This window comes from Marinagarivorans cellulosilyticus, from assembly GCF_021655555.1.
Classification (GTDB): domain Bacteria; phylum Pseudomonadota; class Gammaproteobacteria; order Pseudomonadales; family Cellvibrionaceae; genus Marinagarivorans; species Marinagarivorans cellulosilyticus.
In genome coordinates this window covers 3,874,217-3,900,430 of the sequence record NZ_AP023086.1, presented here as the reverse complement: position 1 = coordinate 3,900,430, position 26,214 = coordinate 3,874,217, and the positions used below count along the sequence as shown (strand labels likewise).

The following is a 26,214-nucleotide window of genomic DNA, read 5'->3' as shown; positions in this document are numbered from 1 at the left end:
ATGGCGGCTGGATTTTTGAGGTAACTATGACCGAACATTTCGATCCTGTAAAACGTACCAGGCGCATAGCGCAAGGTGAGAAGCTGCGCGATGCCGATAAGGTAGAGCGCATTCCTGTAAAGGTGATTGCATCGGATGCGCCCCTGCGAAAGCCAGACTGGATTCGCGTTCGCATTCCGGCCTCGCAAGAGGTGCAGCGCATTAAATCGTTGTTGCGCAAAAGTAAATTGTCTACTGTATGCGAAGAGGCTAACTGCCCTAATTTGAGTGAATGTTTTAGTGGCGGTACCGCTACGTTCATGATTATGGGGGACATCTGCACCCGTCGTTGCCCTTTTTGTGATGTTGGCCATGGCAAGCCTAATGCGCTAGACCCTGCTGAGCCTAAAAATTTAGCCGGTGCCATAGCCGATATGGGCCTTAAATATGTCGTGATTACCTCGGTGGACCGTGACGACTTGCGCGATGGTGGTGCGGAGCATTTCGCGGCGTGTATTCGTGAGTCTCGTTTGTTATCGCCAAACTTGCAGGTAGAGGTTTTAACGCCTGATTTTCGTGGCCGTATGGATGTTGCGTTAGAAATATTGGCTGCTGAGCCGCCAGATGTGTTTAATCACAATTTGGAAACTGTGCCGCGCCTGTATCGCGAAGCCAGGCCTGGCGCCAATTACCAGTGGTCGCTCAAACTGCTGCAAAAATATAAAGCGCTGAAGCCAGATGTATTGACTAAATCGGGTTTGATGGTGGGTTTGGGGGAAACCAAAGAAGAAATTATGGATGTGTTAAAAACCATGCGTGAGCACGATATTGACATGCTGACTATAGGTCAATATTTGGCACCATCAAAAGATCACCTGCCTGTGCGGCGCTATGTGGAGCCAAGTGAGTTTGACGAGTATGCGGCCTATGCAAAAGAGTTGGGTTTTAAGCATGCGGCTTGTGGCCCGCTGGTTCGCTCTTCGTACCACGCCGATAAGCAGGCGCATGGAGAGGAGGTAAAATAATTGCCGGTTGTTGATTGGGATGGTATTTGCTTTGATCTGCGAGATCAGCCATCGCTAATCGATACGCTGTTGCTTTGGCTGCATGCCGAATGGCTTAAGCAGCGAAAAGATAGCTTAGAAAACCCCGCTGAAGCCTATGCTAAGCGGCGTGCGCAGCTTCAGGAGCACTTAAGTGGTGCGGCGGTACCTATGACTTTAGTCGCCAAAGAGTGTGAAACGCATAAGGCGCCGCCGTTAGGTTGCGTCAGCCTTACCCGCTTAAATAGCCGCAATACACGATTGGCTGAAGGCTTGTGGTTGAGCAACCTGTTTGTTACCCCTACTGCACGCGGTCGTGGCGTGGGGGATGCGTTGCTGCAAAGCGCAGAGCAAACCGCCTTACGCTTGGGTGAAACAGAGTTATACCTGTATACCGATATAGCGCGTAGTTACTATATCAGCAAAGGCTGGCAGGAATGCCTAATGTCTAAGTCGCATTCATCGGGTTCGTCTGTCGCCGTCTTTAAGAAGGTTATCCAAGCGTCTGGCGCCTAGTTCAACACAGTAATCACGATTTACTGCGGCAAATAATTGAGACAAAAGCCCAAATCTGGTAATCTGCCGCCCCATCCACGCGGGCGTCTTTAAGGGTGTTGGTTGGAACGGTTGGGATTGCACAAGGCGCAGGTATTCGGCTCGCCAGTTTTGTGTTTTCATCTGTTTGCAGCATAAATACTCTTCAATGATGGTTTGATCCTCTCAATTCGAATACCCGTTAATTTTCACGTTTAGAATGCCTCTAAACGATTGACTTTCACAAGGCGTCAAATGACACGATTTGTTTTTGTTACCGGTGGCGTGGTTTCGTCATTGGGTAAAGGTATTGCGTCTGCATCTTTAGCTGCAGTGCTTGAAGCGCGCGGTCTTAAAGTGACTATTTTAAAGCTAGACCCCTACATCAATGTCGACCCTGGCACTATGAGCCCGTTTCAGCACGGTGAGGTTTTTGTGACCGAAGACGGTGCCGAAACCGACCTTGATTTAGGCCATTACGAGCGTTTTATTCGCTCGAATATGTCGCGAAAGAACAACTTTACAACAGGCCGTGTTTACGAAACTGTGTTGCGCAAAGAGCGCCGTGGCGATTACTTGGGCGGTACCGTGCAAGTTATTCCGCACATTACTGATGAAATTAAGCGCCGCATTTTAGAAGGTGGCAATGGTTACGATGTGGCCATGGTGGAAATTGGCGGTACGGTCGGCGACATCGAATCGCAGCCGTTTTTGGAGGCTGTTCGCCAGCTTTCTGTGGAGCTGGGCAGCGAGCGAAGCGCCCTGATGCATTTAACACTCGTGCCCTATATTGCGACAGCTGGCGAGACAAAAACAAAACCTACCCAGCACTCGGTAAAAGAGCTGCGCTCAATTGGTTTGCAGCCGGATGTATTATTGTGCCGTTCAGAAACCTTAATCGACGACGACTCCCTTCGAAAGATTGCTTTGTTTACAAACGTTGCAGAGCGCGCGGTTGTGCCATTGCCCGATGTCGATACCATTTATTCGATTCCGCATCACTTGCAGAATTATCATCTCGATCAAATCCTGTTAGATAAATTCAAGCTTACAGCGGAACCCGCTGATTTATCTGAATGGGACTGGGTTGCTGATCGCAAGCTTAACCCTGAAAAAGAAATCACCATTGCCATGGTCGGCAAATATATGGAGTTGCTCGACGCTTATAAATCGCTGAATGAATCTATCAGCCACGCGGGCATCCATACAAAAACAAAAGTGAATTTACGCCACATTAATGCTGAAGATGTAGAAGAGCAGGGCATTGGTTTGCTCGACGGTGTCGATGCTATTTTGGTGCCTGGCGGTTTTGGCGAGCGCGGCCTTGATGGCAAGCTAATGTCGGTACGCCATGCACGCGAAAATAATATTCCATACCTGGGCATTTGCTTGGGTATGCAGTCTGCGGTTATTGAGTTTGCGCGCAATGTGGTTGGTTGGGGTGATGCTAACAGTACCGAGTTCGACACTAAAACATCGCACCCTGTTATTGGTTTAATTACCGAGTGGATTACCTCTGACGGCGATGTAGAAAAGCGTGATGAAGCAAGTGACTTGGGTGGCACAATGCGCCTTGGTGCGCAAGAATGCCGTTTAGAGAAAGGCAGTAAAGTGCACGATATTTATGGCGAGGATGTTATTGTTGAACGCCATCGTCACCGCTATGAGGTGAACAACCATTTTATTGATCACTTGCGCAAGGCAGGCTTAAGAATTGGTGGCTGGTCCGCCGATGATGCTTTAGTGGAAGTTGTTGAAATTCCTGATCACCCTTGGTTTGTTGCCTGTCAATTCCACCCCGAATTCACTTCGACGCCGCGCGATGGCCATCCTCTTTTCACAAGTTACGTCAATGCGGCTATTGCCTATAACGAGGCAAAAAAATGAGCAAAGTGATAAAAGTTCAAGGCATCTCAGTTGCTAATGACCTTCCCTTTGTGCTGTTTGGTGGCATGAATGTTTTGGAGTCGCGTGATCTAGCGCTAAAAACAGCCGAAGCTTACGTAGAGGTTACTCAAAAGCTCGGTATCCCTTATGTGTTTAAGGCCTCTTTTGATAAAGCCAATCGTTCATCCGTGCACTCTTATCGTGGCCCAGGTATGGATGAAGGGCTAAAGATTTTCCAAGAAATAAAAGAAACGTTTAGCGTGCCAGTTATTACCGATGTGCACACCCCAGAGCAAGCGGCGCCCGTTGCCGAGGTTTGTGATGTTATTCAGCTGCCTGCCTTTTTGGCTCGCCAAACTGATTTGGTCGCAGCAATGGCAAAAACTGGCGCTGTTATTAATGTAAAAAAACCGCAGTTTTTAAGCGCTGGGCAAATGACGAATATTGTCGAAAAGTTTGCTGAGTGCGGTAACGATAAGGTTATTCTATGTGAGCGCGGCAGCTGCATGGGGTATGACAACCTTGTAGTGGATATGCTGGGTTTTCGCACCATGAAAGACAGTTGCGACCAAGCGCCGATTATTTTTGATGTTACCCACTCGTTACAGTGCCGCGACCCATTTGGCGCAGCTTCAAGTGGCCGTCGTAGTCAAACCGCCGAGCTGGCGCGTGCGGGTATGGCTGTGGGTTTGGCGGGCTTATTTTTAGAAGCCCACCCCGAACCGGACAATGCAAAGTGTGACGGGCCTAGTGCGTTACCGCTCAATTTACTTGAGCCATTTTTGGCGCAGATTAAAGCCGTTGATGATTTAGTGAAATCGTTGCCTGCGCTGGACATTCAGTAATTATTTAAATTTCTTTGATGGCCGCAGCTGGTGCGGCCATTATTTATTCCCACAATGTAATTATGTTTTACCTACAACTAACGGAGACGGACTCAAATGAGTAAGATTGTCGACATCAAAGGTTTTGAAGTTATGGATTCACGCGGTAACCCAACGGTTATGGCGGAAGTTATTTTGGAGTCGGGCGCAGTAGGTTCTGCATGTGCACCTTCTGGTGCTTCAACGGGTTCACGTGAAGCATTGGAATTACGTGATGGCGATAAAAGCCGTTATTTGGGTAAGGGCGTTTTAAAAGCGGTTGCTAACATTAATGACACCATCAAACCTTTGTTAGTGGGCAAAGACGCAACAGCGCAACGCGAACTTGATCAAATTATGTTGGACGCTGATGGTACTGAAAACAAAGCGACTTTGGGTGCAAACGCAATTTTGGCTGTTTCTTTAGCGGCTGCCAAAGCAGCATCGATTGCTAAGAACGTTCCTTTGTATGCGCACATTGCAGATTTAAATGGCACTCCTGGCCAGTACACAATGCCGGTGCCTATGATGAACATTGTTAACGGCGGCGAGCATGCCGATAACAATGTTGATATTCAAGAGTTTATGGTTCAGCCTGTTGCTGCGCCCACTTTTGCTGAAGCTTTGCGCGTTGGTGCAGAAATTTTCCACGCCTTGAAAAAAGTATTGTCTGGTCGCGGCTTAAATACCGCCGTGGGTGATGAAGGTGGTTTTGCACCTAACTTGCCTTCTAACGAAGGGGCTTTAGAAGCAATTGCTGAAGCCGTAGCGAATGCAGGTTACGAGTTGGGCAAAGACGTAACGTTAGCGTTGGATTGTGCGTCGTCAGAATTCTACAAAGATGGCGTTTACGATATGGCTGGCGAAGGTAAAAAATTCTCTGCGCCTGAGTTCGCTGATTACCTTAAAGGTTTGACCGAGAAGTTCCCGATTTTGTCTATCGAAGATGGCATGGACGAAAGTGATTGGGATGGCTGGGCTGACTTGACCGCTAAAACTGGCGAGAAAACACAGTTGGTTGGCGATGATTTGTTTGTGACAAATACCAAAATTTTGAAAGAGGGCATTGATAAGAAAATTGCTAACTCTATCTTAATTAAGTTCAACCAAATCGGTTCGCTTAGCGAAACATTGGACGCCATTAAAATGGCTAAAGATGCCGGTTATACTGCTGTGATTTCACACCGTTCAGGTGAAACTGAAGACACCTTCATTGCCGATTTGGCTGTTGCTACTGCCGCGGGCCAAATCAAAACCGGTTCTTTGTCTCGCTCTGACCGCGTAGCAAAATATAACCGCTTGTTGCGTATTGAAGCCGAGCTTGGTGAAAAAGCGCCTTACCGCGGTTTAGCTGAATTCAAAAAAGCATAAAGCGGGTTCTCATTGGTGCTATGCGCTAATGTAAAATGCGTTAAAAAGGGTCGCTTGGCGGCCCTTTTGTTTATTCGGTGCTTTTTCTTTGCTATCTTTTAATCATGAATAAATTATTGTTTGTTTTAGTGTTGCTGCTGGTTGCTAGCCAATACCGCCTTTGGGTTGGCGATGGTAGCTTGGCGCACCTTGTTTCGCTAAAGCGTGAAATGGCTAAACAGCAGGCGGAAGTCGACACACTGACAGACCGCAACCGTGTTTTGCTGGCAGAAGTGCTAGCGCTTAAGCACGGTTCTAAAATGATTGAAGAAAAAGCGCGAACTCAGCTGGGAATGATTAAAGAAGGCGAAACCTTCTTTATGTTTGCTGATTAACTTTTCTGAGTAACCTTTGTGAATCCCATTCAAAGAAATTCTGATCGTTGCTGGTCGGTAGTGCCTGCCGCCGGTAATGGCTCGCGAATGCAGGCCGTATTGCCTAAGCAATATTTAACCTTAAATAATAAAACGGTTATTGAGCTTACCTTAGGGAAATTGCTTCATATTGCAGAAATATCCGGTGTTGTGGTTTGCCACGCCGATAGCGATACACGCTTTGGTGAGCTTGCGATTGCTAAGCACCCCCGTATTTTTGCTGCGATAGGTGGCACAGAGCGTGCGCACTCGGTGTTTAATGGCTTGGGCTATTTGCGCGATATGGCGCAAAGTGATGATGCCGATTGGGTGATGGTGCACGATGCCGCGAGGCCTTGTGTCAGTCATGCCTCGCTGGAGCGCTTGCTTGGGCATTGCCGCAAAACCGGGCGAGGGGCTATTCTTGCATCGCCAGTGGCAGATACCCTTAAGCGTCAGCAGGCGAATACCCCAATTATTACGGAAACGGTTTCGCGAGATAACTTGTGGCAGGCGCATACGCCGCAGTGTTTTCGTTTGGGTGAATTGCATGCTGCACTAAAAGCTGCATTAAGCACGGGCGTGGCAATCACCGACGAGGCGAGTGCAATTGAGCACTGTGGTGGGAGCGTCGATTTAATTGAGGACTCCCGCGATAATATAAAAATTACACGGCCTGAAGACTTAGCATTAGCGGGATTTATTTTAGGTCAACAGGCATTAAATTGGTAAGTGTTAAGCAAAATCAGGGGAATAAAGTGTCTTGTGATTTCCGCATAGGGCAGGGCGTCGATGTTCACGCCTTTGGTGATGGCGACCACATTATTTTAGGTGGTGTGCGCATTGAGCATACTCAAGGCTTGGTTGCGCATTCAGATGGCGATGTATTGTTGCATGCGGTATGTGATGCACTGCTTGGCGCTGCCGGCTTGGGTGATATCGGTTTGCACTTTCCTGATACTGATGATGCGTACAAAGGTGCTGATAGCCGCGAATTGTTGCGCAGCGTTTATGCGCGGGTTGCGGCATTGGGTTATCAGGTGGGTAATGTAGACTGCACTATTGTCGCTCAAGCGCCTAAAATGGCCCCTCACATTATTGCGATGAACCAATGCATTGCCGCTGACGTAGCGTGTGAAGTAAGTCAGGTTAATACCAAGGCCACAACGACTGAGAAGTTAGGCTTTAATGGGCGTAAAGAAGGTATAACTGCGCTGTGTGTTGCACTATTGGTGAAGGGGTAGTTGGTATGAAGTTAGTGTATAGCCATCAAAACGCCATTTTAGTTGAAAATGCTAAAAGCTTATTGTTAAGCGAAGGTATAGATGTGCAGCTAAGAAATGAGCATCTTGCCGCCGGCGCTGGTGACTTGGCACCCATGGATTGCTGGCTAGAGCTTTGGGTGGTCAATGAAAAAGATTTTGAGCGCGCTGACGGTTTAATTCAAGCGCTTACAAGCGAAGAAAAGCTTGAAGATTGGGTGTGTCCGAATTGCCGAGAGAAAAACTACCCGTCTTTTAAATTGTGCTGGAATTGCCAGCACAAAGTCGCTTAATAAAATGAGCTACTGGCATGAAGTTCATGCCAGTATTAGCGTTAAGCTTGTTGCAATGCTTGGTTGGCCAAGTGCTCATCGTAGGTGCCTTGGAAGTCGATAAGCTTTTTATCTTTTATTTCGATAATGCGCGTTGCTAGCGAAGAAACAAATTCCCTATCGTGACTGACGAAGATCAATGTGCCGTCGTAATGTTCAAGTGCAAGGTTGAGAGCCTCAATGGATTCCATATCCAAGTGGTTTGTCGGCTCGTCCATAATCAAGATGTTGGTATCTTGCATCATTAACTGACCAAACAATAATCGGTTTTTTTCACCGCCAGAGCAAACCTTAACTTTTTTCTGAAAGTCGTCAGCCGAAAACAGTAGCCTACCTAAAGTGGCGCGCACAATTTGGTCGTCGTGTTCGGGCTTACGCCATTGGCTCATCCAGTCGAACAGGTTTAAATCACAATCGAATGCTGCGGTTGCATCTTGGGGGCAGTAACCCAGTGTGGCGTTTTCTGCCCATTGAATGCGGCCAGCCTGTGGCCCAAGCTCGCCTGTTAAGCAGCGTAATAATGTTGTTTTTCCTGCGCCGTTTTCACCAATAATGGCAAGCCTTGCGCCGGCTTCTAAAATCATATTGCCGCCGCTAAAAAGTGGCTCGCCCTCAAAGCCGTGACCTAGCCCTTCGATGGTGAGTGCTTGGCGGTGTAGTTTTTTATCTTGTTTAAAGCGAATGTAAGGCGATACGCGACTAGACGGTTTGATGTCTTCGAGTTTTATTTTGGTTAATTGTTTAGCGCGAGAAGTGGCTTGCTTGGCTTTTGATGCATTGGCTGAAAATCGACTAACAAACTGTTGTAGTTCGCTGATTTGTGCTTTTTTCTTTGCGTTTTCGTTGTGCAGGCGCTCTTGTACTTGGGTGGCTGCTGTCATGAAATCATCATAGTTGCCAGGATAAATTCGCAAGTCGCCGTAGTCGATATCAGCCATGTGCGTGCACACGGAATTTAAAAAGTGGCGGTCGTGCGAGATGATAATCATCGTGCTTTTTCGCTGGTTGAGTACTTCTTCTAGCCAGTGAATTGTGTGGATGTCCAAGTTGTTGGTTGGTTCGTCGAGCAGCAGTATGTCTGGGTCCGAAAAAAGTGCTTGTGCGAGCAATACGCGTAGCTTCCAGCCAGGGGCGACTTCGCTCATTGGCCCGTAATGGAGTTCTTGTGCAATGCCGGCGCCCAATAAAATTTCGCCGGCACGGCTTTCTGCACTGTAGCCGTCCATTTCTGCAAATTGGGTTTCTAGGTCGGCCACGCGCATGCCGTCTTCTTCAGACATTTCTGGCAGTGCGTAAATGCGGTCACGCTCTTCTTTTACGCCCCAAAGTTCAGCGTGCCCCATAATAACGGTGTCTATGACGGAGTGTTTTTCGAAAGCAAACTGGTCTTGGCTTAGTTTGCCTAAGCGCTCGTTGGGTGTAATGCTAACCACGCCGCTAGAGGGGGCTAGGCTGCCATCAAGAATTTTCATGAAGGTTGACTTGCCGCAACCATTGGCGCCGATTAGGCCGTAGCGGTTGCCGTCGCCAAATTTTACAGAAATATTTTCGAAAAGCGGCTTAGCGCCAAATTGCATAGTAATGTTTGCAGTAGAAATCAACGGTACATCCAGTCGTAGAGGAAATAGGCCGCGTACTATAAATATTTAGCGGCACCGAGTCGAGTGCTTCCCTTGGTTGTACTGTGTGAAATGGGGTTTTACGTTATGCTGGCTAGTCGTCAGGTTGATCTGCGCTACGTATACGTTCTTGTCGCTCTTGTTCTTCGGCAAAAGCGGCTTTTATTTCTTCGAGTACGGAATCAACATCGGCCGATACTTCTTGCGCTTCAAATTGCCCCGTTAGCGTCATGTCTGGGTCGAGGGTACCTTCTTCAAAGTGAGACCATATTTCGCTGGCGTACTGGGTGTGTTTAAGCTCGGGAGCAAATTGTGCGTAGTAGTTGGTAATATTGTCGACATCGCGAACAAACATGCCATGCGCGTTGTTATTGCCAGCGGCATCTACCGCCTGAGGTAAGTCAATAATGACGGGGCCGTAATCATCAACCAATACATTAAATTCAGAAAGGTCACCGTGGACAATGCCAACACTGAGCATGCGCATTATGTAGTGCATCATAAGTGTGTGATCTTCAATTGCTTGTTCTGCACTCATGGTTACGTCATTTAGACGAGGCGCGACAGAGCCATCATCGGTGGCGATAAGGTCCATTAACAGTACGCCATCGTAGCAACCATAAGAGTTGGGTACGCGCACGCCGGCGTTGGCCACTCGAACAAGGGCGTCGGATTCTGCGCTTTGCCAAGCTTCTTCTTGCTGGTCGCGACCAAATTTAGAGCCTTTTTCCATGGCGCGTTGGCGCCGACTGTTGCGTACTTTTCGGCCTTCTTGGTATTGCACTGCTTTTTTGAAGCTGCGCTTAGCGGCATCTTTATAAACCTTGGCTGCGCGTGTGATATCGCCGCAACGCACAACATAGACAGAAGCCTCTTTTCCGCTCATTAAAGAGCTAATGACGTCGTCGATGAGTCCGTCTTCAAATAGGGGCTTTAGGCGTTTAGGCATTTTCATGAAGTTACGTTACCAAAAATATTGTGTGCAAATAAAGAGAGTGATAGCAGAAGTGATTTTAACGTTAGATTTAAGTAGCGCGCTTCACATAAAAAACAAAGGTATCCTTGTCTGTTGTGCTGTGAAGCAACTCATGCCCTAAAAAATCACAAAACTTTGGAATATCCCTCTGGGTGGAAGGGTCAGTAGCCACTACCTTAACAACCTGATCGATTTTAACGGCGTCAATGGCGCCATGCAAAAGCATAACGGGCTCTGGGCAATAAAGCCCTTGGGTGTCGAGTAGCGTTTCAAATTCTACGCTTTGCGGCTCTGTCATGGCGGCGTTCGTTAGGTTCTTTTTGTTGAAAGCGACAATTGTACCTTGTTAATCCTCAGTCGCCACCGGTAGTTGAATTTAAGATGCTAAGGTAACCTAAAGCCGCGCAGGAGGTCTCTTGTGTGCCCTTTAATTTCCAGCACCTTTGGTAGTGCTGTTGCTGTTTGTTAAGGTATGTGCGTTTTTCCGGCGTAAGTGGTTGCCATATATCATGCCCTAAAAGGGAGATTTGCCGTGTTTTGGCGGCGCTTTTGCTAACTTGCATGTGTATGTGCTCGTGATGCTGCCCGTTTTCGCTGACGAAGTCTTCTGCAATGCAGTCGAAAGGTGCTTGCCGCAGGTAGCGCCTGAGCTCAAAGCTTTGATTATTCGTACTGAAAATGAAATCCGTTGTCGCTTCTGCAGTATTGAGTAGCGCTGGATTTTGCTCAAGAATGGCCGATGCAATAGTGACAGCTGTTTCCCCTCCAACCCCTGCAATAATGAAAAGCTTGTTGCCTGCAAGCGCTTGAGGTGAGAGTGTAATTTTTTCTGCATTAATGCATTCGATACTTAAGGATTCATCTGGGGTTGAAGGGTATTGTTGCTGTATTTTATGGATAATCGAGGGTACGCAGTCGATTAAATGAATATGTCTGCGGTAAGGCATTTTATGCTGATGCAAATGAAGGCCAAGCCTGCCGTGATCGCAGCACAGATCCCATATGTACGAGTATTGACGGCTATTTGCCCAAGTGAATATATGGTGAAGTCTTGCGTCTAATTTCCTGATGCCAGGACCTGGAGGGCTGGATATGAGGTTTGCTGGTGGGGTATTAATAATTGGACCTTTACTTTTATGGGGCGTAGATGAGTGATGGTAGTGTAAATGTCTGCGGATGTGTATCGACTTTATTATGTGCGTTATCGCTTGGCTTTTCGGCTTGGCTCTTATTTAGGTTTTATTCGGGGCTTTTGTGCTGCGCCAATTGCGCCTTATTTGTTGGGCGAAGGTAAGCTGTCTGTTGATACCGAGCGCAGACTGGCCGATGCGCGTAATGTGATTAGAGATTTTATTCACAAAGGGTTGGAGGCTTCTGAATCTAAAGCGCACTTTAATAGAATGCGGCTAGGGCATGCCGGCGTGAGCTTACCCGAAGAGCACTTTTTATATGTGATTGCTAATTTTTATCTAGAACCGCTTAGGGTGAAGCGAATATTGGGAGGCAGCGTAACGGCTACTGAATGCAAGATGTTGTGTCGATTTTGGTGCGATGTTGCACGGAGTATGGGCCTGCGCAATATTCCAAGCAATTATATTGGCTGGCTAACACTAAGGCGCAATTATGAACGCCGATTTGGTGGTACAAGCAAAGGCTCTGTTGAGCTACTAAATCGCTGCATGCAATCAATGCTGGGTTTATCTATACCTTTTGGGCTGCGAACCTTTGCAAGGGCAATTATAGTTGCGCTATTGCCGTTGTCCCACAAAGCATGGCTGGAGCAGCGTACAATCACTGGGCGCTTTTATCTTCGCGTACTCATTTGGCGAGCAAACTTTAGAAATAGGTAAAAATGATGATGAAAAATAAATATTGGTTGGGGTTGTTTTGTGTGTTTGCGGTTGCCGGTTGTGACCGCATTAATAATGCAAGCCGAACAATGGATACCATGCTAGGCGGTGATTATGATGTTTATATCGAGGGCCACCCGCAGGTTTACCATGTTAAAAACGGTAAGGTGACGTCTGTGCCGGAGAAGGGCTATTACATTTTTTACCCAACGATTAACGGTGATAAACGTATGGTGCAATCTCCTATTAATGCAACAACGATTGTTGCGGTTGATTAAATCGCATGTTTTTAATTCGTTTGGCTAAAGATGGCGATTGTCTAGCACTGCTATCGTTGGTGAATCGCGCCTACCGGCCTGGCGAAAATTTAGCAGGCTGGACCCATGAAAGTGAATGGATCGATGGCGATCGAATATCCTTGGAGGCTTTAACGGCGCTGGTCAATCGCGAAGAAGTTATTGTGGCTACCCATGCTGGCGAACCTGGTAAGTTATTGGGTTGTATCCATGTTTCTATTGTTAATGAGGTGGTGTCTTTAGGAATGTTAGCCGTTGAGCCTAGTAGCCAAACGCTGGGTGTTGGCAAATGGTTGATGGCTAAGGCGGAGCAAATGGCTGGCGCTAAAGGGTGTAAGTTGGCTCGAATAGAGGTGGTTGATAAACGTACATCTCTAAGAGGTTATTACCAGCGCCAAGGCTATTGCGAGACGGGGCAGAATTTTAATTACCCCGTTAATCTGGGTGTTGGCAGCCCTAAAAAGCCTAATACTGTTTACTTGGTTGAAATGTCTAAAACGTTAGCTGAGCAAGCGCTATAAAAGGGCTTTATCCTTAAAACCCTTATTGCATTGCCTTTTATGCCTGTAGTTTTTGGCAAAGCTCTTCAAAGAGAGCGTCTGCTTTTAATGCAGAAGACTCTTTATCGCTGCGGTGTTTGTATTCGATTTCGTTGTTATCTAAGCCTCTGTCGCCAATGACTATGCGGTGCGGAATACCTATTAATTCAATGTCAGCTAGCATGCTGCCTAAGCGGGCTTTGGCTTCATCCATAAATAAAACATCAAACCCTTTAGCTTGTAGTTTTGTGTGAAGCTCCTCGCACACTTGGGCGACACGCTCTGATTTGTGCATATTAATTGGCACAATGGCAACGTTAAATGGCGCAATAGCATCTGGCCAAATAATGCCGGCTTCGTCGTTGTTTTGCTCAATGGCCGCAGCGACAACTCGCGAAACACCAATGCCATAGCAGCCCATTGTCATTACCGAGTCTTTACCTTGCGCGTCGAGAATAGAGGCGTTCATGGCTTTCGAGTATTTGTCGCCTAACTGGAATATGTGCCCAACTTCAATACCGCGTTTGATCGTGATATTGCCTTTGCCGCAAGGTGAAGGGTCGCCAGCAACAATATTGCGAATGTCTTCAATGCGAGAGAAATTAGCCTGAGCGCCCCAATTGCAATTTACAAAATGGTAATCGTTTTTGTTTGCGCCACAGGTGAAGTTAACGGCGACGGCAGCCGCCCGATCGGCAATAACTGGAATGCCGAGTTCTATTGGGCCGAGTGAGCCGGCGTTGGCGCCAATTGTGTTTTGTATTTGTTCGTCACTTGCAAATGTAAGCGGGCTTGCAATTTCAGCGAGTTTCTCGGCTTTAACTTCATTCAAAGCGTGATCGCCCCGCAAGCACAGTGCGACAAGACCTTGTTTGCCGGTTTCTTCGTCTGGGGTGCCCATAACAAAAAGTGTTTTAATGATTTTTTGCGAAGGTACATTAAGCAGGGCCGAGACTTCTTCGATGGTTTTGGTGTTTGGGGTATGGGTTAAGTCAGCTTTTGCCGCTGCAGCTTCTGTTGACGGAGCCGGAGCGAGGGCTTCTGCTTTTTCAATGTTGGCGGCGTAATCACTGCCATCGCTAAAGGCAATATCGTCTTCGCCACTTTCTGCAAGGACATGAAATTCATGTGAGCCAGAGCCGCCAATAGATCCGGTGTCAGCTTCTACTGGGCGAAAGTTTAAGCCTATACGATTAAAAATGGCGCAGTATGCGGCATGCATGATGGCGTAGGTTTCTTCCAGTGAGGTTTGGTCAGTATGAAAAGAGTAAGCATCTTTCATAATGAACTCGCGCGAGCGCATAACGCCAAAACGCGGGCGAACTTCATCACGAAATTTTGTTTGAATTTGGTAGAAGTTGGCGGGTAATTGCTTGTAGCTTTTTAGTTCGTTACGCACAAGGTCAGTAATGACTTCTTCGTGGGTGGGGCCTAAGCAAAAACCATTTTGGTGGCGATCGTTAAAGCGCGTAAGTTCCGGGCCAAACTGTTCCCAGCGGCCAGATTCTTGCCACAGCTCGGCTGGTTGGACTACGGGCATAAGTACTTCTTGTGCGCCGGCATTATCCATTTCTTGTCGAACAATCGCTTCTACTTTTCGAAGTACTTTTAACCCGAGGGGGAGCCAGCAATAAAGGCCTGAAGCTAGTTTGCGGATCATGCCTGCGCGTAACATCAATTTGTGGCTGATGACCACGGCATCGGATGGCGTTTCTTTTTGGGTGGCTATTAAAAATTGTGTGGCGCGCATAGCGAGTGAGTACCTAGTGTCGTGAATAGGGGGGATAGCTGAGGGCATTCTATGTCAGCTGGCTGGGCTTGTCAGTGCTAGTGATAGACAGGCACAAAAAAAGGGCAGCAGCTGCTGCCCTTTTTGCTGTTTGTATGGCTTAGAGTGCCATTTCTTTCAGCTTTTTCAGTGGGCGAATCTTAACAGCAACACTGGCTGGCTTGGCTTTGAAGGTGGTTTCTTCGCCGGTGAAGGGGTTGATGCCTTTGCGCGCGCGGGTCGCAGGCTTTTTAACAGTAACAATTTTCATAAGGCCTGGGATAGTGAACTCGCCGACAGCGCGTTTTTTAACGTGCGCTTCGATGATGTTTTCAAGCTCGGTAAATACCGCTGTTACGTCTTTGCGGCTTAATTCAGTCGCTTCGCTAATGCGGTTAAGAATGTCGGTTTTGGTATAGCGCTCTTGAATTGCCTTTAAAGGTTTTACTGCGCCAGTAGTGGCTGCTTTAGCTGCGGGAGCCTTCTTTACAGGTGCTTTTTTAGCAACGGGGGCTTTCTTGGCTGGTGCCTTTTTGGCGACAGGAGCTTTGGCAGCGGCTTTACGTGGTGGCATATATGAATCCTCTAAATGGTCGTTATGGTCTAATAAGAAAAGTGTCGGTGTAAGCATTAATCGTTTGCGGATTAAACTGTAGCAGTATCTTTGCGAGCACCTATAACAGCTATTGCTTTGCTGTTTGTGCTGTATATATAGAGTAAACTCACAAAGTGAGCAACACAAAATATGAAAAAACCTTAAAAAATAGGGTTAAAAGTGAAATACGTGTTCTGTTTTGCGGCAAATAGGCCATAAAAAGCACATTTGGCCGAGCTTCGATTGTGCTTGCCCGTAAAGGGCTGTGCTCATGTATAATGCCCCACTTTTGAAAATAACGTGGGTCTTGGCGGCCCACATCGACGGTAGTTTTAGCGTGTATTTGGAGATTTTGCATGCCTATCTATGAGTATCAGTGTGCGAATTGCGGCCACGAGTTAGAGGCCTTACAGAAAATGAGCGACGCCAATTTAACGCAGTGCCCTGAATGTCGGCAGGAATCGTTAAATAAGAAAGTATCGGCGGCGGGCTTTCGCTTAAGTGGTAGTGGTTGGTACGAAACCGATTTTAAATCCGGCAATAAAAAGAATCTTGCAGGCAGCGATAAAGATAAAGCCGCTAAAAGTAGCGCTGGCGACAAGCCTGCAGCCCCGAAAGCGGAATCTAAGCCAGCGACTTAACGTTAAGCCTGCTAATCGCTGTAACCCATATTTGAATATTGAATAATTTAGGAAAAACTATGCGCAGTATCTATTGTGGTGCAGTTCGCGCCACCGATATCGACAAAGAAGTAACTCTATGTGGCTGGGTTGACCGTCGCCGAGACCACGGTGGTGTTATTTTCATCGACTTGCGCGACCGGGACGGCATTGTGCAGGTGGTTTTTGACCCCGACGGCAAAAGTAATTTTGAATTGGCCGACAAGGTCCGTAGCGAATATGTATTGCAAGTCAAGGGCGTGGTGCGCGCACGCTCTGAAGCGACAGTTAATAAAAATATGTCGACAGGTGAAATTGAAGTTTATGGTCAAGCGCTTGAAATTTTAAATGTTGCTGAAACGCCACCGTTTCAAATGGATTCGCATACCACAGTAGGTGAAGATGTACGTTTAAAGCATCGCTACATTGACTTGCGCCGCAACGAGATGCAGCGCAACCTACGCTTGCGCTCTAGTATTACAACCGCTATTCGTAACTACCTCCATGATAATGGTTTTTTGGATATCGAAACGCCCATTCTTACAAGGGCTACGCCTGAAGGTGCGCGCGATTATTTGGTGCCTTCACGTACCCACGAAGGCAAATTCTTTGCTTTGCCGCAGTCGCCCCAGCTTTTTAAGCAATTATTGATGGTGTCGGGCTTTGACCGCTACTACCAAATAGCTAAGTGTTTCCGCGATGAGGATTTGCGCGCTGATCGTCAGCCTGAATTTACTCAAATTGATATCGAGACATCTTTTATGTCTGAAGACGATATCATGGCGATAACCGAAAATATGATCCGCAAGTTGTTTAAAGAAACTTTATCGGTTGAATTTGGTGACTTTCCTCGTATGCCATTTTCCGAGGCGATGGAAAAGTACGGCTCAGACAAGCCAGACTTACGCATTCCATTAGAACTGGTGGAAGTAAAAGACTTGATGGCTAGCGTAGACTTTAAAGTTTTCTCTGCTCCAGCTAAAGACCCTAAAGGCCGTGTTACAGCATTAAAAGTACCTGGTGGTTCTGAGAAGTTAACGCGCAAGCAAATTGATGAATACACAAAGTTCGTTGGCATCTATGGCGCTAAAGGCTTGGCTTACATTAAGGTGAATGATGTCACTGATGTGCAAGAAGGCTTGCAATCACCTATTGTGAAATTCTTACCAGACGATGTGCGTCAAGCTCTGCTGGACCGCCTTGAGGCACAAAACGGCGATATCATCTTCTTTGGTGCAGATAAGGGTAAGGTTGTATCGGAGGCCCTTGGGGCGTTGCGTTGCAAGTTGGGCGCTGATCTTGACCTTTATACCTGTGACTGGGCACCTTTGTGGGTGGTCGATTTCCCCATGTTCGAAGAATTAGATGGCGGCAAATTTACCGCGTTGCACCATCCCTTTACGGCGCCTTCGTGTTCGCCTGATGAGTTAAAGGCAAATCCTGCAACCGCGCTTAGCCGTGCTTATGACATGGTATTAAATGGTACTGAGCTTGGCGGCGGCTCTGTGCGTATCCACAATCAAGATATGCAGCAAACGGTATTTGAAATTTTGGGTATCGAGCATGAAGAGCAGCGCGAGAAGTTTGGCTTCCTGTTAGATGCCTTAAGCCATGGCGCGCCACCACATGGCGGCTTGGCTTTTGGTTTGGATCGTTTGATTATGCTAATGACAAATTCAGATTCCATTCGCGATGTGATTGCCTTCCCTAAAACGCAATCTGCGGCCTGTGTGATGACAGACGCCCCTGGCGCTGTTGATGCATTGCAATTGCGCGAGCTGAATATTGCATTGAAGTTAAAGTCTGAGAAGAAAGCTACATCAGAATAAGCCGCGATAGGTTTGTGAATGCTCCGCAAAATCCCACTAGTTATGCTGGTGGGATTTTGTGTATTTGATAGCCCTGTTTTGTGTGCATTAGCCACTGAATAGGCGTGTTACAATTTTGTAGCTGGGCGAGTTTATATTGCCCGAGCTTAATCCATAAAAGCTAGAGAACTCCTATGTTAGATCCCATCATGTCGCCTGTTGTTGTGGCGTTAGATGTTGATAATGAACGCGATTGCATCGCACTTGCAGAGCGTTTATCGCCCAAGCTGTGTCGCGTTAAAGTTGGTAAAGAACTTTTTACCAGTTGTGGCCCCGCCATTGTAGAAAAATTACAGTTGTTGGGATTCGAGGTTTTTCTTGATCTTAAATTTCACGACATACCCGTTACCACGGCTAAAGCGGTTAAGGCTGCCGCTGATTTAGGTGTTTGGATGGTCAATGTTCACGCCAGTGGTGGTATTCGTATGCTAGAGGCTGCAAAGGAAAGCCTCGCAAACCATCAAAAGGCGCCGTTGTTAATTGGCGTAACTGTATTAACCAGTTCAACGCAAGAGGAGCTTCAGCAGCTGGGTATTAATCGCAGCCCAGCAGAGCAAGTGTTGAGTTTGGCCGGAATGGTTAAAGGTGCAGGTTTGGATGGCGTGGTTTGCTCGGCGCAAGAGGCCTCCGCTTTAAAGGCGCAAAACGGTGATGATTTTGTCTTGGTAACGCCGGGCATTCGCCCAGCCGGCAGTGATAATCAAGATCAGCGTAGGGTAATGACGCCGAGCGAAGCGATGCTTGCCGGTAGCCACTATTTAGTTATTGGAAGGCCCATTACTAAAGCGCAGGATCCTATTGCGGTATGTAATAACATCATTGCAAGCTTAGCAGGCGAAGCCGGAGTAGCTGTTGAATGAATACCATAATTACTGTTGATGGCCCAAGCGGTGCCGGTAAAGGAACTTTATGCCAACTGTTGGCTAAGGCAACCGGTTATGCGTTGTTGGACAGCGGGGCGCTTTATCGTTTAACGGCGTTGGCGGCTATCAAAGCCGAGGTTGCGCTTACGGATGTTCAGGCTTTAGCCAAGTTGGCTGCCGGGCTGGATATTGCTTTTAATGCAGCCGAGCAGGGCGTTACCGTTTTGCTTGCAGGTAAAGATGTCACTCGTGAAATTCGAGAGGAGGCAGTGGGTATGGCCGCTTCGCAAGTGGCAGCTTTGCAGCCAGTGCGCGATGCGCTATTAATGCGCCAGCGCGCTTTTGCTGATGGCAGTGGTTTAGTTGCCGATGGTCGCGATATGGGCACGGTAGTATTTCCGTCGGCGGCAGTTAAGTTCTTTTTAACGGCAAGCGCTGAAGAGCGAGCCAAGCGGCGAGTTTTGCAGCTTGAGTCGGTAGGGCAAAAAGCGGATGAGCGCCAAATTTTGACGGACATAGAGGCTCGAGATAAGCGTGACCGCGAACGAGCAAGTTCGCCGCTGGTGCCTGCAGCTGATGCAATTTTGCTAGATTCCACAAAAATGACCATCGACCAAGTCTTTGAATACGCTATGGCTACCATCAAAAAAGCCGCACTGCCGTCTTAAATAGAGTGCTTAACACTAATAACAAAGGGTGTTTGTGAAATGTTAAAAACGATGTACGTGTGGACGATTCGGCTTTTAATGCTGGTGTGGTGGTTGTTTTTAGCATTAATGGTGACCAAGTTTTACCTCGATAATACCGAGGTGGTCAGCATTCATTTTATGCGCTGGACGCTATCTGAGGTTTCGGTTTCAACGTTAGCTTTTGCCTTGTTGGGTGGAGGAATGGGTTTGGCAATACTTATTCTTTTGCCTTGGGTTTTTATGCAGCGCCTAAAAACCAAACGGCTTGAAAAGCAATTAAGCCGTACAGCAACAGCGCTTAATAGTGTTGCTAAAGTATAGGCAAGGCTATGGAGACTAACTCGCTACTCGTTTTTTTACTGTTTTTAAGTGCTTTGGCTATTGGTTATTTACTGGCTAAAAGGCCGATTGATATTCGGAACAGAATGAACCCTAAGGCCTCGCGTGTAAGTTTGGATCGCTACCGCGAGAGTTTAAATTATCTTATTACAGAGCAGCCAGATGCGGCCATTGATGCATTAACTGCAACGCTGGATGTTAATGAAGATACGCTAGAAACGCATATGGCTTTAGGTAGTATGTTGCGCAAACGTGGCGAGGTTGACAGGGCTATTCGCATTCATCAAAACGTATTATCGCGTCCCAGTTTAACGAAAGATCAAGATTTACAGGCGCGTTTGGCTTTAGCTGAAGATTACTTGAAAGCCGGTTTGTTCGACCGCGCTGAAGCCTTGTACAACGAGTTAAGCCATGTGGATGAGGCGGGTATAGCCACTAAGGCTTTAACACGTCTTGTTGAAGTTTATCAAAGCGAAGGCGAATGGCTGCAGGCGGTTGTGGCTGCCGATGCGTTATCACAATCGGGTGTTGATAGTGATCATTGGCGCCGCTTACAAGCGCAGTTTTATTGTGAAATTGCAGAGCAGTCACTTTCGAGAAGTTATTATAGTGATGCACAAGAGGCGCTTGAAAAGGCTCAAGTTTTAGATGTCGATTTGGCGCGAACTTTAATTTTACGAGGTCAACTTGCGCTGGCTCAGGGTCACCGGCAGCAGGCGTTTGAACTGCTCAAACAAGTGCCATTAAATTTCACTGCGCACAACTCACAGGTATTGCCGCTACTTATCGAGGCTTACACTCGTGCCCATAAAGCGGAAACACTGGAGGCATTTTTAGCCGACCTTTATCAGCAGCAACCATCTGCCTTGTTATTGCCCGATATGGCTCGCGCTATCGCGCAGAAAACCTCAGAGTCAGAAGCGATTATTTTTCTTATTAAAGAATTGGAGCAGTGGTCGCATTTAGAGTCTCTCAGTGACGTATTAGGAATTTTGCCATCGTCAACCTATCAACAGTTATCGTTAGAATCGCTACTGGGTATTGTTGAACAGCGCTTGCAGCAAACGCAATCTTACGAATGTCAGAATTGTGGCTATAGCGGGCATGAGCATCACTGGCATTGCCCAAGCTGCAAAAATTGGGGCACGGTCATTTCTACGCACTAGGCGTTTTAGTACGCTTTAATCTACCGCTGGTGCGTAACTGGTTAAGTCGTCGCGGATCATGTTGCCGCACTCATCAATAAAAAAAGGCTCTACTTTCCCTTTTTCTGTCGCAGCTTTGCGAATCATCGCTTCTAGATAATCGGTGTGGCTGTTTGCGAAGCGCTCGCAGTGCGCGCCCAAATCATCGAATGTGATACGGTAAATTGTTGGCTCACTGGCTCCATCACAAATCATATAATCAAAACTTTGATTGTAATGAGCAATTAGTAGTCCACCGCTAGGGAGCAATAGCTCGCTACTTGCCATGGTTTTGTGAAACTCAAACTCTTCTGCGATTTCTTTAAGGTCATCAAAATAGATGGCTGCCCAGCCAGCGAGGTGGCCAGCGGAGCGGCCGCAGCGGTGCAAAAAATGCACGTAGCTGGCGGGGAAGCGCAGGCCAAAAAATGTCTCCATATTTTTAATTTCCGACAGCGGTACTCCCACGAGGTCTTGGCTTTGAGCTACGCCTAGCTCGCTCATTAATTCGGTGAGTTGTTGGAAATGCATAGAGTCTCGTATGTTTGTTAGCGTTTAAAAATAGGCTGAAGTTGAAATTTTCCGCATTCTAGGTGAAGTGCAGTACGAGTCCAAGGGAATTCAGATAGTTGACGTTTTTAATGCGATGACCGTGTTTGTTTGGAATGCGTCGGAATTTTGTCGATGTTAGGCCGTATTGTGCTTAAATTTGCGCATATATATCAATATTTGTTAGGTGGTTGGCTTTCTACAATAAATTGATCTTAAAGATATGGCCTTATGTGCCGTGTGGTGAGTGTTTTTTGATCAGCTTGAGGGTAGACTTATTTGTGTAGAAACTGTCTTACTTTTATTGGAGGGGATGTATGAACTCCGTTATGTCTGCAGGATATCAAGGCATGGTGCAAAGCCAGCAAACAATGCAGCGCTATGCACAAAATATTGCCTCAACGAACACCGAGCTTCGGTCGGGTTCAGCTTCGGGTGCGGGTTTAGTGCCTCCGAGTCAATCGCCACAAGAGCTTGAGCGCGGAAATGGCAGTGATGCAATGCCCGCAGGGGAAGTGCCAGCTTCGCAAAAAACGCAGGTTGCCAACGGCGATCGCTTGGCGGCTTCTGATGGTGGCAGCTCGATGGCACAAAACATGGTGGCCCTGAAGCAGCAAGAGCAAATATTTACTGCCTCAGCCAGTGTTGTTGAGGTTGGGGCGGAAGCTGTTGGTAGCTTAATTGACGATTACACCTAAGGAATAAAAAGGCGGGGGTGCGGGAAATGCCTTCAATAACATCAATGCCCTCTGTGGCACCTTCGTCGATTGCAGCAGAATTTTCTGTTGCGGCTGCTCCGCGTGAGGGAATGACACCTACAGGCTCGTCTTTTCAGCCGGTAGCTGAGCCCGCAAAATCAAACCAGTTATACAGCGCGCAAAAGCAAGAGGTGGATGCGAAATCTATTCACTCGAATCAAGCGGCGCAACCACTTCTATATGGTGAAAGCGGTAAGCTTTTGCCTGGCAAAGAGCGCGCGGCTACACCAGAAGATACGCCTCGTACAGCAGCGGGGGAAACGAATGAAGAACAAGCCGAGCAAGCGCTTAAAGCCAAAAAAGAGCAGCAAGTCGAAGCTAAAATCCAGGAGGAGATCCGTGAGCTGGCTGCGCGAGATAGAGAAGTGCGCGCCCATGAACAAGCACACGCTGCCGTTGGGGGCTCTTATGCCGGCGCACATAAATATCAATTTGAGCGAGGCCCGGACGGGGTGAATTATGCCGTGGGGGGCGAGGTGCCAATTGATGTTGGGCCTGCAGCGACACCAGAGCAAACCATAGCAAAAGCACAAACTATCCGGCGTGCTGCGCTGGCGCCAGCTGAGCCTTCGCCACAAGATAGGCAAGTAGCGCAAGAGTCTATTCAGCTAGAGGCTGCTGCGCGCCAAGAGCTGCAAGCAGAAATTAGAGCAAAAGAAGAAAGTTTGACATCTGCTCCTGAGGAGGAGCAAGTCTCGGCAGTGGCGGAATCCACGAGTGAGGATCAAACTGCAATAGAGAATAACGAAGCCTCAGCAATACTGCCCGGCTTAAGCAGTCGCGGCGCTAATAGTTATAGGTTAATGAGCGCCAGCGTCGCCGAAGCTTCGCCTTCAACATTATTTAGAGCTACCGCTTAGCGTTTTCGCCTAAATAACAGCGGTGCCGCCATTAACATAAGCAGTCCGATGATTGATGATAAACTCATCGATCCACCTGATTTTTTTGGGGCTGGTGGAGCTGCCCTTGGCTGTATAACGAGGGGCTGCGGTTCTAGTTGTTCAGCGCTGTTCGTTGCGGCGTCGGTAACGATCACATCATAAATAATGACAAAGTTGTCGTGTACAGGCTTGGTTTCTTGGGTGAAGTCTTGTAGCGGTACGTTCGCGGCTGCCCCCGTCCTCCCGTCTCATTATCAACATTATGTATTGGAAGTGCTGCAATGGCGTCTACTACATCCATGCCGTTCCCTATAACCTGCCCGAATACGGTATAGCCGCCATTGGCGTAATCTAGGTTTGCACTGTTAGTGCTGTTGTTACCCAAGTTTATGAACCACTGACTTGTTGCGCTATCGGGTAGGCCTGAGCGCTTTGCCATTGAAATCGTAGCTCGCACATTAGAGTAATAGGCCTCATTCTCTACTTGTGAGTGAATGTTTATGGGGTTAAATAATGCATCTTCGGTAAGGTTGAAACCACCCCCTTGAATTACAAAGTTTGTTGCTGAGCGATGAACAATGGAATCTTCATAGGCTTCTTCATTTACGTACTGCAAAAAATTTTCTACAGTTTTTGGGGTTTGTTCGTCAAAAAGAATAACCTCGAAGTCGCCAAGGGAGGTCTGAAATTGAACGGTTGTTGCATAGCTATTTAGTGCTAAGAGAAGCAGGCCAGCAGTACTGCCGATAAGGGATGTAAGTTTGAACATCAGAAGGATCCGAGCAATTTATTGGAAGCGTTATAAGCTGGAGATAATAACATAGCGTTTAATTCTGAGTGGCGACGCTGTATCAAGTTTGGCTGCTAATAAGGCGCATAATATCGGCAGCTATCTCGGTGGCTTTGCAATCGCTTTTGGATACGGTGATATTGGCGTGCTGCTGATAAAGCGGGTGGCGCTCGTTGTAAAGCGCGCTAAGTGTTTGTGCCTTAGGTTTCGCTAGGCCGCGCTGAGAATAGTCGCCTATACGTTGCTGTATAAGGGGGAGGGGCACGTCTAAAAAAACAAGAACCCCTTGCCCTGCAAGGTGTGTGATGGCTTTTTCGCTATAGATGGCACTTCCGCCCGTTGCAATAACAGTGTTAGATGTATTGATTGTTAAAATTGCTTCTTCTTCAATTTTGCGTAACCCTAAGTATCCCTCGCTATCAAGTAGTGTTTGCAAGCTTTTATTTTCTCGCTGCTCGATTAATTGGTCGCTATCAATAAACGGAAAGTTAAGCTGGCTGGCCAAAATTCGGCCGATGGTGCTTTTTCCTGCGCCAGCCATACCGATCAATACAATGTTGCTTTTGGCCATAAAGAATCCGCTGCTGTTTAGTGTGTTGTCATCATTTGACGTGCGTGAGCAAGGGCTTCATTTGAGTCTATTGGGCCGCCGACCATGCGTGATATTTCGGCAACAATATCGTCGCCGCACAAAGCTGTGATTTGTGATCGGATTGTACCGCGTTGTTTTGTTTTTCTAACATTTAAATGGTTGTGTGCTTTGCTTGCAACTTGTGCAAGGTGGGTTACACACAGTACTTGTGCTTTGCCGCCGAGCTCACGCAGTAGTGTGCCAACGGTATCTCCTGTCGTGCCGCCAATGCCGGCGTCGACTTCGTCAAAAATAAGCGTGGGCGTAGTTTGGGTGGCTGCTGTTACGACTTGGATGGCCAGACTAATGCGCGATAGTTCGCCGCCCGAGGCAATTTTATGCAAAGCTCCGGCAGGCTTGCCTGGAATAGTGGTAATTAAAAATTTTACGCCATGATTGCCGTGTGGGTGTGGGCTGTCGTGAGCTTCGAAGTCTATATAGAAACTAGCATGCTCCATATTTAGCGCTTTTAGCCGCTGCCCAATAGCCTTGCAAAGCCGCTTGCTGGCCTTAAGGCGTGCGTCGTGAAGCTTAATTGCATGAGCATTGTAAGTCTCAAGCGCGCCTTCCGCGGCTTGCTTTAAAGCGGCGATATGCTCATCGCTGCATTCAAGCTGTTCAAGCTCGGTGCACAATGTTTGGTAGTGCTCATGCAGGGCGCCCGGCTGTACTTTGTGTTTGCGGGCAACGGTGTAAATAGTGGAAAGTCGTTCTTCGATGGCGCTAAGGTTGGAATCTTCGGCGTTATAGTTCTGCGCGGTGTTGTCGATGCTTTCTATAGCTTCTTCAATATTAATTAAGGCCGTTTTTAGCATCTCGCTGGCATCATTAAACGAAGGGTCGTGCTTAGTTAGGCTTTGCAGTTGGCTTGTGCACCAGTGCAGTTGTGTTTGTAAGCTGTGCTCGCTGTCGCGCCCGCTGTGGATGATGGCGGCGCAAGTTGCTTGCATGGCTTCGGTATTGGCTAGCCGCTTTTGTTGCCCCTCAAGGCTTTTGACTTCGTTTTCATTGAGTTCAAGTAACGCGAGTTCGTCGACTTGGTATTTTAATAATTGATATTGAGCGCCTTGGGAATCGGCAAGTTCTTGTGCTTGGTTAAGCGCTAATTCGGCCTTGCGCCAGTGCTTAAATGCCAGTTCTGTTGCGTCGGTTAATTGGGGGTAGGCGCCGAACCGGTCTAGCAGGCGGCGCTGTGTTTGCGGGCTAAGTAAAGCTTGGTGCTCGTGCTGGCCGTGAATATTTACCAGCTTGCGGCCTAATTCTTGAAGCTGGGACAGGGTTGCGCTATGCCCATTAATAGAGCATCGAGAGCGCCCCTGCGGTGTGATCACCCTTTTAAGCAGGCATTCGTTGTCGTTGATGGAGATATCGTGCTGCTCGAGCCATTGCTTGATGTGTGGTTGATCGCCAAGGTCAAATAGCGCTGATACTTCTGCGTTAGCGGTTGTATCGTGAATGGCTTCACCTCTTGCTTTGCTACCGATAGCTAAACCGATGGCGTCGAGCAATAACGATTTGCCTGCACCAGTTTCTCCGGTAAGGGTGGTTAGGCCCGGTTGCAGTTCGAGGTCGAGACTGTCTACAAGAGTGTAGTTGTGTACGTTAAGGTGACTAAGCATGGCAATCCTCCGTCGGTGTATTGGTTATTTATACAGTAGTTTTGGTGGCTTTGCCAAGTCTTGCTGTTATCTCGCATC

At 47.5% G+C, this 26,214-nt stretch carries 31 protein-coding genes; 20 read left to right on the top strand and 11 right to left on the bottom strand.

Annotated features, from left to right (window positions below; translation table 11 throughout):
• The first annotated feature begins 26 nt into the window (after nucleotides 1–26).
• Both lipA and MARGE09_RS15760 read left to right on the top strand, forming a co-directional pair.
• A complete protein-coding gene (lipA, locus tag MARGE09_RS15765; RefSeq protein ID WP_236983448.1) occupies nucleotides 27–1,004 on the top strand; it encodes a lipoyl synthase in 978 nt (325 codons plus the stop codon).
• The gene (locus MARGE09_RS15760; protein ID WP_236983446.1) at nucleotides 1,005–1,538 is read left to right on the top strand and encodes a GNAT family N-acetyltransferase; all 534 of its coding nucleotides are present in this window, start codon (nucleotides 1,005–1,007) and stop codon (nucleotides 1,536–1,538) included.
• 13 nt (nucleotides 1,539–1,551) lie between these two features.
• On the opposite strand, the gene MARGE09_RS15755 is transcribed toward MARGE09_RS15760, so the two are convergent.
• On the bottom strand, nucleotides 1,552–1,713 hold the full coding sequence (locus tag MARGE09_RS15755; RefSeq protein WP_236983444.1) for a hypothetical protein: 162 nt from the start codon (nucleotides 1,711–1,713) through the stop codon (nucleotides 1,552–1,554).
• Nucleotides 1,714–1,811: 98 nt separating this feature from the next.
• Between MARGE09_RS15755 and MARGE09_RS15750 the strand changes: the two genes are divergently transcribed.
• From MARGE09_RS15750 to MARGE09_RS15720, 7 genes are all read left to right on the top strand, one after another.
• On the top strand, nucleotides 1,812–3,443 hold the full coding sequence (locus tag MARGE09_RS15750) for a CTP synthase (protein WP_236983442.1): 1,632 nt from the start codon (nucleotides 1,812–1,814) through the stop codon (nucleotides 3,441–3,443).
• On the top strand, nucleotides 3,440–4,288 hold the full coding sequence (gene kdsA, locus MARGE09_RS15745) for a 3-deoxy-8-phosphooctulonate synthase (protein ID WP_236983440.1): 849 nt from the start codon (nucleotides 3,440–3,442) through the stop codon (nucleotides 4,286–4,288). Before MARGE09_RS15750 ends, kdsA begins: the two co-directional genes overlap by 4 nt.
• Nucleotides 4,289–4,384: 96 nt before the next feature.
• Nucleotides 4,385–5,677 carry a phosphopyruvate hydratase gene (gene eno / locus MARGE09_RS15740; protein WP_236983438.1) on the top strand — a complete coding sequence of 431 codons (1,293 nt, stop codon included), beginning with the start codon at nucleotides 4,385–4,387 and terminating at the stop codon, nucleotides 5,675–5,677.
• A 104-nt stretch (nucleotides 5,678–5,781) separates the two neighbouring features.
• Nucleotides 5,782–6,051 (top strand): FtsB family cell division protein, encoded by a 270-nt coding sequence (locus MARGE09_RS15735; protein WP_236983436.1) that lies wholly within the window; start codon nucleotides 5,782–5,784, stop codon nucleotides 6,049–6,051.
• Nucleotides 6,052–6,069: 18 nt separating this feature from the next.
• Nucleotides 6,070–6,801: a 2-C-methyl-D-erythritol 4-phosphate cytidylyltransferase gene (gene ispD, locus MARGE09_RS15730; RefSeq protein WP_236983434.1), complete on the top strand. Its 732-nt coding sequence runs from the start codon at nucleotides 6,070–6,072 to the stop codon at nucleotides 6,799–6,801.
• Between the two features lie 26 nt (nucleotides 6,802–6,827).
• Complete coding sequence (gene ispF / locus MARGE09_RS15725) at nucleotides 6,828–7,313, top strand: 2-C-methyl-D-erythritol 2,4-cyclodiphosphate synthase (protein WP_236983432.1); 486 nt, start codon at nucleotides 6,828–6,830, stop codon at nucleotides 7,311–7,313.
• A gap of 5 nt (nucleotides 7,314–7,318) precedes the next feature.
• Nucleotides 7,319–7,624, top strand: a complete 306-nt coding sequence (locus MARGE09_RS15720) for a putative signal transducing protein (protein ID WP_236983430.1) — start codon at nucleotides 7,319–7,321, stop codon at nucleotides 7,622–7,624.
• 41 nt (nucleotides 7,625–7,665) lie between these two features.
• Here MARGE09_RS15720 and MARGE09_RS15715 read toward each other — a convergent pair whose 3' ends face one another.
• The 4 genes from MARGE09_RS15715 to MARGE09_RS15700 form a co-directional block, all read right to left on the bottom strand.
• Nucleotides 7,666–9,264, bottom strand: coding sequence for an ABC-F family ATPase (locus tag MARGE09_RS15715; RefSeq protein WP_236983428.1), 1,599 nt, complete (start codon nucleotides 9,262–9,264; stop codon nucleotides 7,666–7,668).
• Between the two features lie 112 nt (nucleotides 9,265–9,376).
• Entirely contained in the window at nucleotides 9,377–10,237 is an 861-nt protein-coding gene (locus MARGE09_RS15710) for a PA4780 family RIO1-like protein kinase (protein ID WP_236983427.1), read from the bottom strand.
• A gap of 70 nt (nucleotides 10,238–10,307) precedes the next feature.
• On the bottom strand, nucleotides 10,308–10,556 hold the full coding sequence (gene tusA, locus MARGE09_RS15705; protein WP_236983425.1) for a sulfurtransferase TusA: 249 nt from the start codon (nucleotides 10,554–10,556) through the stop codon (nucleotides 10,308–10,310).
• A 55-nt stretch (nucleotides 10,557–10,611) separates the two neighbouring features.
• Nucleotides 10,612–11,328 (bottom strand): tRNA (adenine(22)-N(1))-methyltransferase TrmK, encoded by a 717-nt coding sequence (locus MARGE09_RS15700; protein ID WP_255711990.1) that lies wholly within the window; start codon nucleotides 11,326–11,328, stop codon nucleotides 10,612–10,614.
• A gap of 96 nt (nucleotides 11,329–11,424) precedes the next feature.
• On the opposite strand from MARGE09_RS15700, the gene MARGE09_RS15695 reads away from it, so the two are divergent.
• From MARGE09_RS15695 to MARGE09_RS15685, 3 genes are read left to right on the top strand one after another with little or no spacing between them, the layout of a single operon-like run.
• Nucleotides 11,425–12,108 carry a hypothetical protein gene (locus tag MARGE09_RS15695; protein ID WP_236983423.1) on the top strand — a complete coding sequence of 228 codons (684 nt, stop codon included), beginning with the start codon at nucleotides 11,425–11,427 and terminating at the stop codon, nucleotides 12,106–12,108.
• Nucleotides 12,109–12,110: 2 nt separating this feature from the next.
• Nucleotides 12,111–12,386 carry a hypothetical protein gene (locus MARGE09_RS15690; RefSeq protein ID WP_236983422.1) on the top strand — a complete coding sequence of 92 codons (276 nt, stop codon included), beginning with the start codon at nucleotides 12,111–12,113 and terminating at the stop codon, nucleotides 12,384–12,386.
• 5 nt (nucleotides 12,387–12,391) lie between these two features.
• Nucleotides 12,392–12,925 carry a GNAT family N-acetyltransferase gene (locus MARGE09_RS15685; RefSeq protein WP_236983421.1) on the top strand — a complete coding sequence of 178 codons (534 nt, stop codon included), beginning with the start codon at nucleotides 12,392–12,394 and terminating at the stop codon, nucleotides 12,923–12,925.
• Nucleotides 12,926–12,962: 37 nt separating this feature from the next.
• On the opposite strand, the gene MARGE09_RS15680 is transcribed toward MARGE09_RS15685, so the two are convergent.
• Together MARGE09_RS15680 and MARGE09_RS15675 are read right to left on the bottom strand one after the other, a co-directional pair.
• On the bottom strand, nucleotides 12,963–14,693 hold the full coding sequence (locus tag MARGE09_RS15680; RefSeq protein ID WP_236983420.1) for a proline--tRNA ligase: 1,731 nt from the start codon (nucleotides 14,691–14,693) through the stop codon (nucleotides 12,963–12,965).
• A gap of 139 nt (nucleotides 14,694–14,832) precedes the next feature.
• Nucleotides 14,833–15,285, bottom strand: a complete 453-nt coding sequence (locus MARGE09_RS15675) for an HU family DNA-binding protein (protein ID WP_236983419.1) — start codon at nucleotides 15,283–15,285, stop codon at nucleotides 14,833–14,835.
• Nucleotides 15,286–15,662: 377 nt separating this feature from the next.
• Here MARGE09_RS15675 and MARGE09_RS15670 point away from each other — a divergent pair, with 377 nt between their 5' ends.
• The 6 genes from MARGE09_RS15670 to MARGE09_RS15645 all read left to right on the top strand — a co-directional run bounded on the left by MARGE09_RS15670 (nucleotide 15,663) and on the right by MARGE09_RS15645 (nucleotide 20,890).
• A complete protein-coding gene (locus tag MARGE09_RS15670) occupies nucleotides 15,663–15,947 on the top strand; it encodes an FmdB family zinc ribbon protein (RefSeq protein ID WP_236983418.1) in 285 nt (94 codons plus the stop codon).
• Nucleotides 15,948–16,006: 59 nt separating this feature from the next.
• Nucleotides 16,007–17,794: an aspartate--tRNA ligase gene (gene aspS / locus MARGE09_RS15665; RefSeq protein WP_236983416.1), complete on the top strand. Its 1,788-nt coding sequence runs from the start codon at nucleotides 16,007–16,009 to the stop codon at nucleotides 17,792–17,794.
• A 173-nt stretch (nucleotides 17,795–17,967) separates the two neighbouring features.
• On the top strand, nucleotides 17,968–18,693 hold the full coding sequence (gene pyrF / locus MARGE09_RS15660) for an orotidine-5'-phosphate decarboxylase (RefSeq protein WP_236983415.1): 726 nt from the start codon (nucleotides 17,968–17,970) through the stop codon (nucleotides 18,691–18,693).
• Nucleotides 18,690–19,364, top strand: a complete 675-nt coding sequence (gene cmk / locus MARGE09_RS15655; RefSeq protein WP_236983413.1) for a (d)CMP kinase — start codon at nucleotides 18,690–18,692, stop codon at nucleotides 19,362–19,364. Before pyrF ends, cmk begins: the two co-directional genes overlap by 4 nt.
• A 39-nt stretch (nucleotides 19,365–19,403) precedes the next feature.
• Nucleotides 19,404–19,706, top strand: coding sequence for a LapA family protein (locus MARGE09_RS15650; RefSeq protein ID WP_236983412.1), 303 nt, complete (start codon nucleotides 19,404–19,406; stop codon nucleotides 19,704–19,706).
• Between the two features lie 8 nt (nucleotides 19,707–19,714).
• Nucleotides 19,715–20,890 carry a hypothetical protein gene (locus MARGE09_RS15645; protein ID WP_236983411.1) on the top strand — a complete coding sequence of 392 codons (1,176 nt, stop codon included), beginning with the start codon at nucleotides 19,715–19,717 and terminating at the stop codon, nucleotides 20,888–20,890.
• Nucleotides 20,891–20,905: 15 nt separating this feature from the next.
• Here the strand turns inward: MARGE09_RS15645 and MARGE09_RS15640 are convergent, their stop codons facing one another.
• Complete coding sequence (locus MARGE09_RS15640) at nucleotides 20,906–21,439, bottom strand: SMI1/KNR4 family protein (protein ID WP_236983410.1); 534 nt, start codon at nucleotides 21,437–21,439, stop codon at nucleotides 20,906–20,908.
• A 335-nt stretch (nucleotides 21,440–21,774) separates the two neighbouring features.
• On the opposite strand from MARGE09_RS15640, the gene MARGE09_RS15635 reads away from it, so the two are divergent.
• Both MARGE09_RS15635 and MARGE09_RS15630 read left to right on the top strand, forming a co-directional pair.
• Complete coding sequence (locus MARGE09_RS15635; protein WP_236983409.1) at nucleotides 21,775–22,155, top strand: hypothetical protein; 381 nt, start codon at nucleotides 21,775–21,777, stop codon at nucleotides 22,153–22,155.
• Nucleotides 22,156–22,181: 26 nt separating this feature from the next.
• On the top strand, nucleotides 22,182–23,075 hold the full coding sequence (locus tag MARGE09_RS15630; protein WP_236983408.1) for a putative metalloprotease CJM1_0395 family protein: 894 nt from the start codon (nucleotides 22,182–22,184) through the stop codon (nucleotides 23,073–23,075).
• Between the two features lie 172 nt (nucleotides 23,076–23,247).
• On the opposite strand, the gene MARGE09_RS15625 is transcribed toward MARGE09_RS15630, so the two are convergent.
• From MARGE09_RS15625 to recN, 3 genes are all read right to left on the bottom strand, one after another.
• A complete protein-coding gene (locus MARGE09_RS15625) occupies nucleotides 23,248–23,865 on the bottom strand; it encodes a peptidylprolyl isomerase (RefSeq protein ID WP_236983407.1) in 618 nt (205 codons plus the stop codon).
• An 82-nt stretch (nucleotides 23,866–23,947) separates the two neighbouring features.
• Nucleotides 23,948–24,457 carry a shikimate kinase gene (locus tag MARGE09_RS15620; RefSeq protein ID WP_236983406.1) on the bottom strand — a complete coding sequence of 170 codons (510 nt, stop codon included), beginning with the start codon at nucleotides 24,455–24,457 and terminating at the stop codon, nucleotides 23,948–23,950.
• Between the two features lie 17 nt (nucleotides 24,458–24,474).
• Nucleotides 24,475–26,136: a DNA repair protein RecN gene (recN, locus tag MARGE09_RS15615; RefSeq protein ID WP_236983404.1), complete on the bottom strand. Its 1,662-nt coding sequence runs from the start codon at nucleotides 26,134–26,136 to the stop codon at nucleotides 24,475–24,477.
• Nucleotides 26,137–26,214 lie beyond the last annotated feature (78 nt).